This is a genomic window from Aureimonas sp. N4 (assembly GCF_001463925.1).
GTDB lineage: Bacteria > Pseudomonadota > Alphaproteobacteria > Rhizobiales > Rhizobiaceae > Aureimonas > Aureimonas ureilytica_A.
In genome coordinates, this window is record NZ_BBWS01000022.1 from 79,913 (window position 1) to 94,582 (window position 14,670).

A 14,670-nucleotide genomic window follows, 5' to 3' on the forward strand; every position below is an offset into this window, starting at 1 on the left:
GCGCCCTGTGCCGCACGCGTCACGAGATGATCGTCAATGCGGGATGAATGAGAGATGAACGCCGTCTTCCTCTGGAGTTCATCTGCAAGGCACTAGAATGAAATCCAAAGCCGCCATCGGGCGGCTCCCGGCTTCGGAGGTTGCCATGGTGTTTCGTCCCGTTCGTTCCGCGCTGATCGGCCTTGCTCTCGCAGGCGGTCTCTGGGCACCCGCTCAGGCCTCGCCTATCGATGCGATGGGGTCTGTGCAGACCGTTCAATATTACGAAGGCGGCGGCCCGCGCGAATGGCATGGGCGCCATCACCGGCCCGACCGCGACTGGCGCGAGGGACGAGGCTGGCGCGAGGAGCGTCATGGTCGCCGCGACGGCATGTGCCGGCCGGGCCTTGCCCTCAACAAGGCCGCGCGCATGGGCGTTCGTGGCGCGGATATCGTTCGCATGACCCCGCGCAGCGTGACGGTCGCCGGCTTCAAGCGGGGCCATCCTGTCGCGATCCGCTTCGCTCAGGTGGGCGGTTGCCCCGTGATCGGGATGCGCTGATCTCTCGATATGAGATGAAATGAAGGGGGCGCCGCATCTTCGGCGCCCCTTTTTTGCGTGGTCAGTTCCGCATTTCGTAGACGATGCGAATGTCGGCGCGCACGGCGTTCTCGCCGATCTCCACCGGCACGCGCGGGCTGGGTGGCGCTGCCGCGAGTTTCATCTCGGCAAATGGCATGGGCGGGGAGGGCTCGCGCCGGATCGCCCCGTCCTGAATGAGAAGCACGCGCCCGAGCTTCAGGCCGGACGCCTCGGCGAGCGTTTCCGCGCGCGCTTTTGCGTCTGCGACGGCGAGACGCCGCGCCTCCTGCGTGGCTTCGGTCGGATTGTCGATCTCGAACTGGATGGAGCCGCCTTCGTTGACGCCGAGCGTCACGGCCTTGTCGAGAAGCGCCCCGAGCTTGGTGAGGTCGCGAACCTTGACCGAGAGTGTGTTGCGCACCTCGTAGCCGACGAGCTTGGGTGGGGCCTGGGGGCCGTCCTGCCGGTTGTCATATTGATATTGCGGCGAGATCTGGAACCCGGCCGTACGCAGGTCGCGCTTCTCGACGCCGAATTCCGACATGGCCGACGAGACGTCCCCGATCGCCTTGTTGACGTCTGCGAGCGCTTCGGCGGCCGTGGGCGCGTTCCTCATGACCGTGAGCTGGGTAACGGCGAGATCGGGCGCGCGATAGACCGTGCCCTCGCCATCGACTTCGATCCGGGACGGAGGGGCGGGGGGCGGCTCCTGCGCCAGAAGGGGCGAGGCGGTGGCAAGAAGCGCCGTGAGAGCCAGAGGGGTGAGCGACAGACGAGGACGAACCAAGATCGATCTCCATGCGAATCGGAACGTAAGCCTGACGCGTGAATGCGGCCAGAGCGTGCCTCGCTCGCCTGCCACTCGAACGGTCGATCTCTTCGGGCTTCAACCTTCGAATAGCAAGCCGGGCGTGGAAATGCGGGGATCGCGGGCGCTTTGCCACTGACCTTACCCGGTCTTTCTCCTATCTGAGGCATGAAGGGCCGATCTGTTCGTTTCGGCCCGACTCATTTCAGGGATGCTCACATGAAGCGCTTGATCATGCTGGCGGCCACGGTCGCGATGCTGGCGACCTCGGCCTCGGCCGGCAGTCTCAAGGATATCGAAGCGGCCAAGCAGTTCCGCATCGGCACGGAAGGCACCTACGCGCCCTTCACCTATCATGACGCGTCCGGCGCGCTGGTCGGCTTCGATGTCGAGATCGGGCGGGCGGTGGCCAAGCGGCTCGGCGTCGAGCCTGTCTTCGTGGAAGGCAAGTGGGACGGGCTGATCGCGGGGCTCGCCGCCAACCGCTACGATGCTGTCATCAATCAGGTCGGCATCACGCCGGAGCGCCAAGCCCGCTTCGACTTTTCCGATCCTTATATCGTGTCGAAGGCCGTGCTGATCGTGAAGCAGGACGACGACGCCATCCGCTCCTTCGCCGATCTCAAGGGCAAACGCGCGGCGCAATCGCTGACCTCGAACTACGGCAAGCTTGCGGAAGCCGCGGGCGCGACGCTGGTCGGCACGGAAGGCTTCGACCAGTCGATCCAGCTGGTTCTGACCGGGCGCGCCGATGCGACGATCAACGACAATCTCTCCTTCCTCGACTTCAAGAAGCAGAAGCCCGACGCGCCGGTGAAGATCGCGGCGACGCAGGATGAAGCCGCGGCATCCGGCATCATGGTGCAGAAGGACAATCCGGACCTCGTCGCGGCGATCAACAAAGCCCTCGCCGAGATGAAGGCCGACGGCACCTACGAGGCCATCTCGCAAAAGTATTTTGGCGCCGACGTTTCGCGCTGAGCTGCGAAAGGGCGGACGCCTCGGTTTTCCGCCCTTTCGTTCCATAAGATGATCGACCATCAGGGGAGGCGGCCGAGCCGTCCCCGCATCGACGGGACCGACCGCCTTGCCGCCCTTCCTGCAACTCATGATCGAGTCCGCGCCCGCCCTGTTCTGGGGCGCCGTGCGGTTCACCATCCCGCTGGCGATCCTCTCCTTCGCCCTCGGTCTCGCGCTAGGCTTTCTGACGGCCGTGGTGCGCCTTTTCGCGCCCGCGCCGCTGGCGGCCATCGCGCGTTTCTATGTCTGGTTCATTCGCGGCACGCCGCTCCTCGTGCAGCTCTTCGTCATCTTCTATGGCCTGCCAAGCGCAGGAATCCTAATCGACGCCTTTCCAGCGGCCTTGATCGGCTTCTCGCTCAGCGTCGGGGCCTATACGTCGGAAATCATCCGCGCCGCGCTGTCCTCCATTCCCAAGGGCCAATGGGAGGCGGCCTATTCGATCGGCATGACGCAGGGACAGGCGCTGCGCCGCACGATCGTGCCCCAGGCCGTTCGCGTGGCTCTGCCGCCGCTCTCCAACAGCTTCATCTCGCTGGTGAAGGACACCTCGCTCGCCGCCGCCATCACCGTGCCGGAAATGTTCCAGCAGGCGCAGCGCATCGTCGCGGTGACTTATGAGCCGCTGATCCTCTATATCGAGGCCGCGCTTTTCTATCTCGTTCTGTCGTCCGTCCTCTCGGCCTTGCAGGCGCGCCTGGAGCGGCGCTTCTCGGGCCATGGCGGCCACTGGGAGAGCCGTCCGTGATCCGCCTTCGCGACATCGAAAAGAGCTTTTCGGGCAATCCCGTGCTGCGCAAGATCAGCCTCGATGTGCGGCCCGGCGCGGTTACGGCCCTGATCGGTCCCTCGGGCAGCGGCAAGAGCACGCTTCTGCGCTGCCTCAATCTTTTAGAGACGCCCGATGCCGGCCAGCTCGAGTTCGACGATGTGACGCTGCGTTTTGCCGAAGGCCAAGCGCTCGATAAGGCGAAGGTGCTCGCAGTCAGACGAATGACCGGCATGGTGTTCCAGAACTTCCAGCTGTTTCCGCATCGCACGGCCGTCGCCAATGTGATGGAAGGGCTGATCGTCGTGCAGAAATGGCCGGCTGACAAAGCCCGAGCCCGGGCGCTGGCTCTGCTCGACAAGGTCGGGCTGGCGGACAAGGCGGAGGCTTGGCCACTGACCCTATCGGGCGGGCAGCAACAGCGCGTCGCCATCGCGCGCGCGCTCGCGGCCTCACCCAAGCTGCTGCTCTGCGACGAGCCGACCTCCGCGCTCGATCCCGAACTCGCCGCCGAAGTGGTGGACGTCCTGGCCGCGCTGGCGCGTGAGGGTACGACAATGCTGATCGCCACGCACGACCTGCGCCTTGCCAACCGCATGGCCCAGCATGTCGCCTTCCTGCAGGACGGCGTCGTCGTGGAAGAAGGCGCGCCAGCCGATGTGTTTGGCGCGCCGAAAGACGGGCGAACGATCCGGTTCGTGCGGACCTTGGGCGGTCATTCCACGGTCTGATCGTCGTCTAGGGCCGCAATGCAGCCCGGAAAGACCGGTGGGACGACGGACGGGCGTGAGATGTCCGGCTTACACTACCATGGTTGACGAAAGGATCGGCATCAGAATTCTATCAAGCTTAACGTGTGCAGTGTAGGGCAAATATTTCCAATGCCGTAAGCATAGCAGCATTCACTCAATTTACCCAATCGGCTTTTCATTCGTGTGAAAGAGCTTGAGGATGATGGTTCGGGACACGAAACCAACTGGTTTGGTTGCCCTTAGAACCATGACGTAGGTCTTTTCCTGCGTCAGTCGACTCGAGACCTTGTCCCATGCGCCGAACTGTGATCGCATTTCTTCTTCAAGCCGCGCTTCTTTCGGGAGCTGGCGCGCAGACCCTCGGCCTGGCGATGCCGCGGACGGACGATGCTTTCCGCGCGACGATCGCTCAGGGCGTCCGAAAGGCGACGGCCGAAGCCGGTCTGCAACTCGACGTCAGCGATGCGCAGAACGACTCCAGGCTTCAAATCGAGAATGCGAAACGGCAGATCAAGGACGGTGTCTCCGCGCTGATCGTGCTGGGTCTAGACGGCGACGCCGAGATGGAGATCCGTGCCGCCGCTGCTGAAGCGCGGATCCCGCTCGTCTTCGTCAATCACGAGCCGCATCATGATCTGCTGGACGAGCGCACCGTTTATGTCGGCTCGGAAGAAAGGGTCGCCGGAACGCTGCAAGGGCAGGAGGTCTGCCGGGTGCTGGGCGGCAAGGGGACGGCGGTCATCATGATCGGTGAACTGACCCATCCCGCAGCGAAGGCTCGAACTCGCTATGTTCGCGAAGTTCTCTCGACGCCCGAATGCAGTGGCATCGAAATCCAGGAGGAGCAAAGCGCGAATTGGGATACGGGCGAGGGCGAAGCCCTGATGCAGCTCTTTCTGGAGGGAGGGCTCAAGCCGGATGCGGTGATCTCCAACAACGATGCCATGGCCCTGGGCGCGGTCAACGCTCTCAAGAAGGCCAAACAGAAGGCTTTCGTCATCGGCGTCGATGCCATTGACCCGGCACTGGACGCGCTCGTCAAGAAGGAACTCGACGCCACCGTGCTCCAGGACGGACCGGCGCAGGGGGCTCTCGCAGTGGATTTGGCGCGGCGCATGATGGCGGGTGAGACCGTCCCTCCGTTGAACTGGATCCCCTTCAAGCTTGTGCTGCCGGCGGACGCTCCCGCCCTGATCGCTCAGCGCGCTGGCCACTGATCCTCCCCATTTCGGAACCGCCCCCATGCGTATCAGCACCCGCCTCATCGGCTCCTTCGGCGCCGTTCTTCTTCTGACAGCGGCCACCGGCACGCTCGGCATTCGCTCGCTTTCGCAGGGAAGCGATCGGATGGGAGCCTTCGTGAATGGGCCCTTCGAGCGGAGCGCCAAGCTTGCGACGCTGCGAAACACGATCGCCGAGGCCCAGCAGATCGCCAGCAACACGATCGTCTCGAACGTCGACACTGAACTGAGCAATGGCCGTGCGCGCTATGACGAAACGTTTCGCCTTATCGGAACCAAGATCGACGAGTTTTCTCGCGCAGGTTCCACGATCCCGGCGGCGGAGATCGATGAGTTGAAGAACAAGATGACGCGCTTTGACGAGCAGGCGCGTCAGGCTATCGACCTGGCCGTGCGCAACGACTCCATCCGGGCTGGCGAGCTGGATCGCGATACAGTTCGGCCGCTGGGCGGACGTCTCGAACTCTCGATCGGCTCGCTGCGCGACGAACTCGTGCTTCTGGATGGTCCCGAAGCCGCGATCACCGTGGCTGGGCAGCTTCGTGCCGAAGTTCCCACCTTGCGCCGCATCTACATTCGCGCCCTGTCGGAAACCGACGCCAAGGAAATCGATCGCCTCGTGGCGAAGGCTAAGGCGATCACCGAGCGGATCGATCAGAAGTTCGCTCGTATCCGGAAGGCGTTGGATATCGCAAAGCTTCAGCCCCCGGCTTTTCCGCGCGCGCTGGACTTGTGGACGAAATTGCAGGAACCGGGAGTCAAACTCGTTTCCTACGGCGTGTCCAATTCGACGTACAAGGCAGGTCAGATCCTGCGGACGGAGATCACACCGCTCTTCTCGCAGATCCAGGCCGATCTGAACCGCTTCAAGGCGGTCGAATATCAGGCTGCGCAGGATGTGGTCGCGAGCGACGCGAGAGCTTTCGAAGAAACCCGGCTTCTGCTGCTGGGATTTGGGGCCGTCGCGGTATCGGTCGGCATTCTGGCCGCAGCCTGGATGGTTCGCTCCATCTCGCGTGGCCTGCGACGCGCGCTGGTCATGGCGGAAACGATCGGCTCGGGAGATCTGACGGCGCAAGCCGATATACAGCAACGTGATGAGTTCGGCCAGTTGCAGACGGCCTTGGGCACGATGACGCAGCGTCTGCGCGAGATCATCGGCGATGTCGCCCGTTCGGCCTCGAAAGTGACGGCGGGCTCCGCCCAATCCTCGTCCGCGGCCGAGCAATTGTCATCTGGCGCGGTGCAGCAGGCCGCAGCCTCCGAAGAGGCATCGGCGGCTATCGAGGAAATGGCGGCCAATATCCGCCAGAATGCGGAGAACGCCGGAACGACCGAGGCGATCGCATCCAAGGCGACCGGCGAAGCCGCCCGAACCGGCGAGGCTGTGTCGCGCTCGGTCGAAGCCATGCGGATCATCGCGGATCGTATCGCGGTGGTGCAGGAAATCGCTCGCCAGACCGACCTTCTGGCCCTGAACGCCGCCATCGAGGCGGCTCGAGCCGGGCAGCACGGAAAAGGTTTCGCCGTCGTCGCCTCGGAAGTCCGCAAGCTCGCGGAGCGTTCGCAGACCGCCGCCTCCGAGATCAGCACGCTGTCCGTCGATACGCTTCATGTGTCGGAAGAAGCGGGGCAGATGCTGGAGCGCCTGGTACCCGATATCCGGCGCACCTCGGAACTGGTCAGCGAAATTTCCGCTGCCTGCCGCGAACAGTCTGTTGGCATCGAGCAGATCAATCAGGCGATCATCCAGCTCGATCAGGTGACCCAAAGCAATTCCGGGGCGGCGACGCAGCTGGCGGCAACGGCCGAGCATCTCTCGGCCGAAGCGCGACATCTCGAAGAACGGGCGGGCTTCTTCAAGCTGGGCTCCGGCGGCGCAGCCGACACGGAACGGGGCACCCGAGCTGCGTCCAGCGCCGCCGAATCGCCCCGGAGCCAGCCGGCTCCCGAAGCGAGCGTACCGAGCCCGAAGGTCGTTCCCATGCCGGCCGAACCTACGCGTCCCAGTCGAGCGGCCAAGTCCGGGCTGGACATCGACCTCGACGGCGATTTCGAGCGCCTGAGCGCCTGACGACATCGAGCGGTGTGGCGCGCCGCCTGACGAGAAGCCGATGCGAGACGGAAAAGGGGAGGGGCGTCGCGCTGCTCCCCTTTCGTGTTTCAAGGAGCGTAGGCATCGCGACTTCTCTGCGAACCCGCTCTTTTGGGGATCGGAGACCCTGGAAACGCGGGTGACGCGTCGTGGCAGATGGCAGCGCGCGCAGCCAAGGCTTCGCCCCGGCCTTCGAGCCGTTTCGGTCCAAAGCCGATGCCATCGAAGACGCGGACTTTATGGCCGAAAAGCCCGTAAGAGCCACCTAGGAACACCTTCGGTCGACGGCTTCAGGCGCTCTCACGGGGGTGGCTCTAGGCAGCACCGACCACCGATTGCGACATGATTTTTCCGGATCCTATCCGCAGAGCCCGTCAGCGGACGTGTGCGGCACGCCGTTCGGTTTCTATTTATCAAGAACTCGTGATGCAAAATGGGTCGCGGCCACACATCGAGAAGGTCGTCTGCAAGCGTCGCACGCAGGCCATCGGAAGCCCGCCGTCGGGCTGACGTTCCGTGCGAAGGCAGGTCAGCCGCGTGTGCTCGGGCGGCTGGCGAGAATGCGCGTCGAGAGCGCGTTCGTCCGTTATCGGACGGGGCAAGTTCGGCGTGGGGAACCGTCAACCCTGCGATCCCGGCTATGTCGACGGCTGGGTGGAGACCTGTGTCATGAAGCCGATTGCTGTTATCGGGGCCGGCCTTGCCGGCCTTACCGCCGCGGCGGAACTGAAGCGCCAAGGTTTGCCGGTGATCGTATTCGAAGCCGGAAAGGCTATCGGTGGTCTGGCGGCCTCGTTCAAGGACAAGGACGGCTTTTCCTACGACTTCGGCGCGCATTTCATCAGCAACCGTCTGGCCGGCGCCTTGGGCGCGGCCGAGACGTGCCGCACGGTGAAGCATTACGGCGAGGCGGTGCTTCTGGACGGCCGATATCGCAACTACCCGCTCGGCCTCCTGTTCGACCCCCAGCTTGTCGCCAGTGCGGTGAAGGCCAAGCTGAACCCCGCCGGCACGAGCGAAACGGCGGCGGAGTTCTTCCGCGCGAGCTACGGCTCGGCGCTGGCCGAAAAGGTCGCCATTCCCTTGGCTGAAGCCTGGTCGGGAGCGGCCGCGAACCAACTGGCGCCGTCCGTCGGGCAGAAGTTCGGCGCCGGTATCGTCAAGTCGATCTATCTCAATGTGGCCTCCCGCGTTACCGGCCGCGCCGTCTGCAACGGCTACTCGCACGAGATGCCCGAGAGCGCCCGAGTCTATCACGTCTATCCCGAAGCGGGCCTCGGCAAGCTTCTGGAGCCGACGGTAAAGGCGGTACAATCCTGCATCCGTATGGAATCGCCTGTCGAGCGTGTGATCGTTCGTAATGGCAGTATTGATGCGGTACGTGTGAAAGGTGGGGAGATTTCTGTATCCGCGGCCATCAGTACGGCGCCGGTCAACGTGCTGCCCAAAATCATCGAAGGCACGGACGCGCTGAACCATCTAGCAGCCTTCCGCTACCGTCCGATGGTCTTCGTCAATCTGCGCTTTGCCGGACGCCATATCCTGCCCGACACGATGCTCTGGGTGCCCGATCGCACGCAGCGCTTCTTTCGGGTGACGGAAGCGCCGGTGTCGATGCCCTGGCTCGCCCCGCAGGGCAAGACGCTTCTCACCTATGATCTCGGCTGCGAAGTCGGCGACGACATCTGGCGGATGTCGGAGGCGGATCTGGCCGACCTCTGCCTCGAAGGCAGTTGCCGCATCTTCGGCGAAGCCGTGCGCAAGGACTATCTTGGCCCTGGCGGGACGCTGCGCACGCCGATCGCTTATCCCGTTTTCATGTCGAGCTACGAGGCGGACCGCAAGCGTTTTGCCGAAAGCACCGGCGTCGAGGGCCTCTACAGCATCGGACGCCACGGCGAATTCGCCCATATCCTCATGGAGGACATCTACTGGCGGACGCTGCGGCGGATGCGCGATGTCGCGAACTATGTGAGGTCCAGCGGGCCTCGCGGGGAGAAAGTGGAGCCTGCGGCCGAAGCCGACACCGCTCTGGGTCTGCGATCAGTCCTCGATAGAGCTGTGACAGGCTGACGCACACTGCTTTTTGAGGACCCGACGGAGCCGATAATGCGACGCCACCTCTTTCACCGGGGAGAGTGGCGCATTATGCCGAGCGCGAACGGGGCGGATGGACATGGATCGATGATCGGCCCCGTGTCCCTGCCTGACAGCGACGGAGAATATCACCTCATGCCACAGGCGGCTGTCGCAGTGCCGGTCTCGCAAGCGTGACCCATCCGCTGGGTTTCCTGGACGGGGGCGGGGAAGCCTCCCGCAAGATCCGGGAGCGGGACTGGACGAACCATGTGCTGGGTCCGCCCGAGACGTGGCCGGGAGAGCTTCGCTCGGCGCTCAGCCTCGTGCTCAACTCTCCGGAATCCATGATCCTGTGCTGGGGACCGGAGCTTACCTTCTTCTTCAACGAAACCTATTTCCCGCTTCTGGGTCCGCGTCTCAGCTGGGCCATGGGCGAGCGGCTGGATGTCGTCTGGGCGGATGCCTGGGCGCAGGCCAAGCCTATCGTGGAGGCGGCCTTCGAGGGCAAGAGACAGCGTTTTGTCGATCTACCCTGGAAGCTGGACACGGATCGCGGCGCGCGCGATACGTGGTGGACCTTCTCCTATTCCCGCATTCTGGGCGCGGAGGGAGGGATCGCCGGTCTCTTCATTTTCACGAACGAGACCACCGATCGGGTTTTGAGCGATGCGGCCCTGCGCGAAAGCGAGGCGCAGTTCCGCGCCTTTTCCGAAGCAACGCCCAACCATGTCTGGGCGGCCCGTCCCAATGGCCATCTCGACTGGTTCAACCGGCAGCTTCTCAACTATGCGGGTTTGCCGGCAGAGCGTCTGAGTGGTTTCATGCAATGGGGCCGGATCGTCCATCCCGATGATTTCGCGCCCGCATCCGAACGCTGGGCCGAAGCCTTGCGCTCGGGCGGGACCTACGATGCGGAGTTTCGCATCCGCCGATTCGACGGCAGCTTCCGCTGGTTTCTCGTTCGGGCCGAGCCGGTGCGCGCCGAAGACGGCACGATCCTGCGATGGGTCGGCACCAGCACGGACATTGACGAGCGCCGGCGGCACGCGGCCGCCCTCGAACAGTTCACCGTGCGGCTGGAAGAGCAGGTGCGTGAGCGCACGGCCGATCGCAATGCGCTCTGGCAGCTGACGCCTGATCTGATGCTGCGCTGTTCGTTCGAGGGCGTGGTGACCGCGACGAACCCGGCTTGGCTCGCGGTGCTCGGTTGGGACGAAGCGGAGCTTTTGGGAGCCAGCCTTCTCGATCTCGTTCATCCTGACGACCGTGAGCGCACGCTGGAGGGGATGCGCGAGCTCTCCGATGGCCGAGGCCATGCGCGGTTCGACAAGCGCTATCTCTGCAAGAGCGGCGCCTATCGCTGGATCAGCTGGTCCACGCGGCCCGGCCATGGGGCGATCAACGCCATCGGCCGGGACATCACGCTGGAAAAGGAGCGCGCCGAGGCTCTGGCCAAGGCGGAGGAAGCGCTGCATCAAAGCCAGAAGATGGAGGCCGTCGGGCAGCTCACGGGCGGGCTGGCGCATGACTTCAACAATCTTCTAGCGGGCATATCCGGCAGTCTGGAGCTGATCCAGACGCGCATCCATCAAGGCCGGACAGGCGAGGTCGAGCGCTATCTCTCAACCGCGCAGGCCGCGACCAAACGCGCTAGCGCACTGACGCATCGCCTGCTCGCCTTTTCCCGCCGCCAGACGCTCGATCCCAAGGCGACCAACGTCAACGCGCTCGTCCTGGGGATGGAAGACCTCGTGCGCCGCACCATCGGCCCGGAGATCACCTTGCGCATTCAGCTGGCGGATGGCGGTTGGCTGGTGCGTGTCGATCCCAACCAGCTGGAAAACGCACTTCTGAATCTCTGCATCAATGCGCGCGATGCCATGCCGGATGGCGGTTGCCTGACCATCGCGACGGCGCATGAAAGCTTCGACGAGGCGATGGCGCGCGAGCGCGATATGCCGGCCGGCGACTACTTGAGCCTGATCGTCTCGGACACGGGGACAGGCATGGCGCCGGACGTTCTGGCTCGCGCCATGGAGCCGTTCTTCACCACCAAGCCCATCGGGGTCGGTACGGGTCTCGGCCTTTCGATGATCTACGGCTTCGTGCGCCAATCCGGCGGACAGGTCCAGATGCGCTCCGGGCCGGGGGCGGGAACCTGCGCGACGCTGTATCTTCCGCGCGACGAGGGCGAGGAGGTTCAGCTCGCCGAGCCACGAGCCGACGAGCCCGTCGCGCCCGCGCAGGAGGGGCAGTGCGTGCTGGTGGTCGATGATGAGGCCTTCGTGCGGATGCTCATCGTGGACGTTCTCGAAGACCTCGGCTATCGCGCGTTGGAAGCCGAGGACGGGCCATCGGCCCTCGCCATCCTGGCCACGGACGCGCGCATCGACCTTCTCGTGACCGATGTGGGCCTGCCCAATGGCATGAACGGCCGGCAGCTGGCCGAGGCCGCGCGTGAGTTGCGAAAGGCGCTCAAGGTTCTGTTCGTGACAGGCTATGCCGAGACAGCGGTTCTGAACGCGGATCATCTCGGCGATGACACCCGTGTCGTCACCAAGCCCTTCGCCCTGGCCGATCTGACCCGGAAAATCTCGATGCTCGTATCGGGAGCGTGACGGGGATGATGGGGCAAGGCGCAGCGCGCGTACCTCGCATCGACAGGCCGAAACGTCCCACAGCCGCCCAGCTGGAGAGGGGCGGGGAAGCTGCGGGTTAGGCCATCCCTAACGCATTGGCTGACGTTATGGCTAACAGTTGCGCAAGAGCCTGTAGGTAAGCGGATTGGTGGGCCCGGAGAAACATGAAAGATGCATGTATTCAGGTACTTAGGGCGCCTAAAAACCCCGATACCCGCATATGTGCCCTTGTTTCACATACCAACCATATCAAGGGTTATATCAACTGCTGCTCCAGTTGCACGATCAGCTTTTTGAGTTCGTCCACGGCGATCATATCATGGGGCTTGCCAAAGACGTGTTTGAACCAGTCATTTTGCTTCTCGATATAATGAATTCGGGCTCGATAATCGGAGAGAGTTTTCGGCGGGAAGAAGCGCATAAACGACTGCCATGCTGTAATCGAAACCTGCACCAGTTCCTGAATGCATCCTTCTAGCAGGTCCGGTACGAGAAACGGCCCCATGTGGGCGTCAGCATTTGGCTCAGGACGCAGCATGGCGAAGCCAGCAAAGGTTGGGTGGCCACATAAAACACAGAGCCGCTTATAGTGTGCTTCCCGCTTCTTCTCCGTGAACCCATCGCGCTTATCCAGTTGGTCGCGGATTTTGCCGGGCCGGAACACGCTCTGCCGCTTGTCCTCTGGGGTTGCCTTCCACTCTTGGACCAATCTCGGATCGGTCCTTAGATAATCGAGCAGCCAACCGCTCTCCATGATGAAGCGAATCTGCAGTCCGGACGACTGGTAGTAGCCTCCGAGCAGCAACTTGAATGCCGACGCCATTGAATTGAACACGCTGGCACCGATGAGCGCCACTATCACGTGGTCCTCACTCATTTCGGGCGTATTCGTGCGAACGTATTGCATCATGTCCATGCAGGTTTCGATCATCGAGACGTGTAGCGACATGTCCTCGCTGGCCTCAATAAGCGCGATAGACTTTGCTCGAAGGTCTTCTTCGCCGCTGTGAAGCAGGGTGAGTTTTTCAGGAATGCATCTCATGTAGCACCATCATGGCCAGCATTACCCAAGTCAGACAGAAAAGCCGGTATCTTTGGGTGTAAATAGAAAATTGAGGGTATCGTGGGACTCGAACCCGCTACGTCTGGGACTCGAACCCCCAACAGCTTGCAGCACTCATTGAAGCGATACTTGACGTGCGAATCGGATGTACGTCGATTATCTAAGTAACTGAAATACATATTTGTTATCACAGCAATAGTGGAACCACTGCGCCATTTCATATTAAGCCAAAGTTGTAGTGCGGGCATTTTGGACATTGTTGGCTGGGTATAAGGCCGCAAAAGCACCCGCAAAACCGCCCAAAATCAGTCTTTTTGAGTGATTTTGGAAAAGTTAAGTCATTTATTTTATTTGATAATGTTTTGAATGGTGGGCCCGGCAGGACTCGAACCTGCAACCAAGCGGTTATGAGCCGCCGGCTCTAACCATTGAGCTACAGGCCCCACCCTATGCGAGCCCTAGCGCAAACGCTTCCTCATCTCAAGCGGACTTGTAGGGGGGGCGGGCGATGCTGGCGAGAAATCGGGAAACTTCTGGCGAGGCTTTCGTTCTCTTCTCGACAGGCAAGGGAGTGAACATGTCTCAGATCGAACCCAATATCATCGACCCGACGAAATCGCCGCCGCCGGATTCGGTGCCGAATATCGATCCGCCATTTCCTGAGGACGACCAGACGTCGCCCGACGATATCAGGGAGCCGGGGGAGGGGAATGCGCCGATCGAGAAGGACCCGGAGGAAGGCGGCGGAGGCGGTTCAATCGAGCGCGCCGGGGCGCGTTGATCCGAAGGCGCAAGTGAGGAATGAGAAAGGCGGGGCTGCCGCGCACCCCGCCTTTGCGGTTCAATCCGCTTTGGATTTTTCGGTTTCGGCGGCCCCGTCGAGCGTTGCGCGATCGGTGCCTTCGCGGGCGATCAGACGCTTCGCCTCTTCAACGGAGATGCCGTGCTTGCCGGCCAGCTCTTCGGCCGCCAGATCGGGTGCCGCGCCCTCGTCGATCGGTGTGTTGCTCATGCTCGCGCCTCCTGTTTTCGACACAACGACGGGGCGCGGCGTTTGGTGCCCTTCGGCCCTGTGGATAGACGCATCAGCATTCGCCCTCTAGGCGCGGCGTTCTCATCGCCGGCGGCATTCCTATATAAGGATGGAAAGAGGAGTTGTGCCGTGAGTGTCGCCTTCGTCAAGGAACCCAACGAGAATCAGGTCGAGACGCTGCCCGACCGCGAACTCGGAACCGATCCGAACTTCGTGACGGCGCGCGGCCTCCAGCAGATCGAAACGCAGGTCGCCGACCTCGAAGCCAAGCTTCTGGAAGCTCGGGACGTCGATGACAAGATCGCCTATGCCGCCATCCATCGCGACCTGCGCTATTGGCGCGCGCGGCGCATGAGCGCCGAGCTGATCGCCCCGCCGGAGGGAAGCGACAGCGTGCATTTCGGATCAGAAGTGACGATCGAACGCGATGACGGACGGCAGCAGACCTTTCGCATCGTCGGCATCGATGAGGCCGATCCAAACGAAGGACTTTTGTCCTATGTCTCGCCGCTCGCCAAGGCGATTGCTGGCAAGGAAGTCGGCGATGTCGTGAAGGTCGGGCCCGCAGAGGCCGAGATCACGGAAATTCGACCCGCCGATTGAGGCGGG

At 62.8% G+C, this 14,670-nt stretch carries 13 protein-coding genes and 1 tRNA gene; 10 read left to right on the forward strand and 4 right to left on the reverse strand.

Annotated elements, in window-relative coordinates:
- Nucleotides 1-97 precede the first annotated feature (97 nt).
- Complete coding sequence (locus tag AUL28_RS07280; protein WP_062231277.1) at nucleotides 98-541, forward strand: hypothetical protein; 444 nt, start codon at nucleotides 98-100, stop codon at nucleotides 539-541.
- A gap of 61 nt (nucleotides 542-602) precedes the next feature.
- Here AUL28_RS07280 and AUL28_RS07285 read toward each other — a convergent pair whose 3' ends face one another.
- Nucleotides 603-1,349, reverse strand: a complete 747-nt coding sequence (locus AUL28_RS07285) for an SIMPL domain-containing protein (RefSeq protein ID WP_244493438.1) — start codon at nucleotides 1,347-1,349, stop codon at nucleotides 603-605.
- A gap of 240 nt (nucleotides 1,350-1,589) precedes the next feature.
- On the opposite strand from AUL28_RS07285, the gene AUL28_RS07290 reads away from it, so the two are divergent.
- From AUL28_RS07290 to AUL28_RS07320, 7 genes are all read left to right on the forward strand, one after another.
- Nucleotides 1,590-2,351 (forward strand): amino acid ABC transporter substrate-binding protein, encoded by a 762-nt coding sequence (locus AUL28_RS07290; RefSeq protein WP_062231279.1) that lies wholly within the window; start codon nucleotides 1,590-1,592, stop codon nucleotides 2,349-2,351.
- A 106-nt stretch (nucleotides 2,352-2,457) separates the two neighbouring features.
- Nucleotides 2,458-3,138 (forward strand): ABC transporter permease subunit, encoded by a 681-nt coding sequence (locus AUL28_RS07295; protein WP_062231281.1) that lies wholly within the window; start codon nucleotides 2,458-2,460, stop codon nucleotides 3,136-3,138.
- Nucleotides 3,135-3,890: an amino acid ABC transporter ATP-binding protein gene (locus AUL28_RS07300; protein WP_062231282.1), complete on the forward strand. Its 756-nt coding sequence runs from the start codon at nucleotides 3,135-3,137 to the stop codon at nucleotides 3,888-3,890. Before AUL28_RS07295 ends, AUL28_RS07300 begins: the two co-directional genes overlap by 4 nt.
- 314 nt (nucleotides 3,891-4,204) lie before the next feature.
- Nucleotides 4,205-5,128 carry a substrate-binding domain-containing protein gene (locus tag AUL28_RS07305; protein ID WP_062231285.1) on the forward strand — a complete coding sequence of 308 codons (924 nt, stop codon included), beginning with the start codon at nucleotides 4,205-4,207 and terminating at the stop codon, nucleotides 5,126-5,128.
- Between the two features lie 25 nt (nucleotides 5,129-5,153).
- Nucleotides 5,154-7,226, forward strand: coding sequence for a HAMP domain-containing methyl-accepting chemotaxis protein (locus tag AUL28_RS07310; RefSeq protein WP_062231287.1), 2,073 nt, complete (start codon nucleotides 5,154-5,156; stop codon nucleotides 7,224-7,226).
- A 690-nt stretch (nucleotides 7,227-7,916) separates the two neighbouring features.
- Nucleotides 7,917-9,320: a protoporphyrinogen/coproporphyrinogen oxidase gene (locus AUL28_RS07315; protein WP_082640318.1), complete on the forward strand. Its 1,404-nt coding sequence runs from the start codon at nucleotides 7,917-7,919 to the stop codon at nucleotides 9,318-9,320.
- A gap of 248 nt (nucleotides 9,321-9,568) precedes the next feature.
- Nucleotides 9,569-11,944: a PAS domain S-box protein gene (locus AUL28_RS07320; RefSeq protein WP_441294088.1), complete on the forward strand. Its 2,376-nt coding sequence runs from the start codon at nucleotides 9,569-9,571 to the stop codon at nucleotides 11,942-11,944.
- Nucleotides 11,945-12,221: 277 nt separating this feature from the next.
- Here the strand turns inward: AUL28_RS07320 and AUL28_RS07325 are convergent, their stop codons facing one another.
- On the reverse strand, nucleotides 12,222-13,007 hold the full coding sequence (locus AUL28_RS07325) for a hypothetical protein (protein ID WP_062231291.1): 786 nt from the start codon (nucleotides 13,005-13,007) through the stop codon (nucleotides 12,222-12,224).
- A gap of 388 nt (nucleotides 13,008-13,395) precedes the next feature.
- Nucleotides 13,396-13,471, reverse strand: a tRNA-Ile gene (locus AUL28_RS07330).
- A 134-nt stretch (nucleotides 13,472-13,605) separates the two neighbouring features.
- Here AUL28_RS07330 and AUL28_RS07335 point away from each other — a divergent pair.
- Complete coding sequence (locus AUL28_RS07335; protein WP_156419921.1) at nucleotides 13,606-13,809, forward strand: hypothetical protein; 204 nt, start codon at nucleotides 13,606-13,608, stop codon at nucleotides 13,807-13,809.
- A 60-nt stretch (nucleotides 13,810-13,869) separates the two neighbouring features.
- On the opposite strand, the gene AUL28_RS22590 is transcribed toward AUL28_RS07335, so the two are convergent.
- Nucleotides 13,870-14,040 carry a hypothetical protein gene (locus AUL28_RS22590; RefSeq protein WP_156419922.1) on the reverse strand — a complete coding sequence of 57 codons (171 nt, stop codon included), beginning with the start codon at nucleotides 14,038-14,040 and terminating at the stop codon, nucleotides 13,870-13,872.
- A gap of 150 nt (nucleotides 14,041-14,190) precedes the next feature.
- On the opposite strand from AUL28_RS22590, the gene greA reads away from it, so the two are divergent.
- Nucleotides 14,191-14,664 (forward strand): transcription elongation factor GreA, encoded by a 474-nt coding sequence (gene greA / locus AUL28_RS07340; protein WP_062231295.1) that lies wholly within the window; start codon nucleotides 14,191-14,193, stop codon nucleotides 14,662-14,664.
- Nucleotides 14,665-14,670: the final 6 nt, after the last annotated feature.

Excerpts from the sequence above, each read along its gene's own strand:
- AUL28_RS07315 (WP_082640318.1), top strand. The coding sequence starts at position 7,917 with ATGAAGCCGATTGCTGTTATCGGGGCCGGCCTTGCCGGCCTTACCGCC.
- AUL28_RS07305 (WP_062231285.1), top strand. The coding sequence starts at position 4,205 with ATGCGCCGAACTGTGATCGCATTTCTTCTTCAAGCCGCGCTTCTTTCG.
- AUL28_RS07280 (WP_062231277.1), top strand. The coding sequence starts at position 98 with ATGAAATCCAAAGCCGCCATCGGGCGGCTCCCGGCTTCGGAGGTTGCC.
- AUL28_RS07325 (WP_062231291.1), bottom strand. The coding sequence starts at position 13,007 with ATGAGATGCATTCCTGAAAAACTCACCCTGCTTCACAGCGGCGAAGAA.
- AUL28_RS07310 (WP_062231287.1), top strand. The coding sequence starts at position 5,154 with ATGCGTATCAGCACCCGCCTCATCGGCTCCTTCGGCGCCGTTCTTCTT.
- AUL28_RS07290 (WP_062231279.1), top strand. The coding sequence starts at position 1,590 with ATGAAGCGCTTGATCATGCTGGCGGCCACGGTCGCGATGCTGGCGACC.
- AUL28_RS07335 (WP_156419921.1), top strand. The coding sequence starts at position 13,606 with ATGTCTCAGATCGAACCCAATATCATCGACCCGACGAAATCGCCGCCG.
- AUL28_RS22590 (WP_156419922.1), bottom strand. The coding sequence starts at position 14,040 with ATGAGCAACACACCGATCGACGAGGGCGCGGCACCCGATCTGGCGGCC.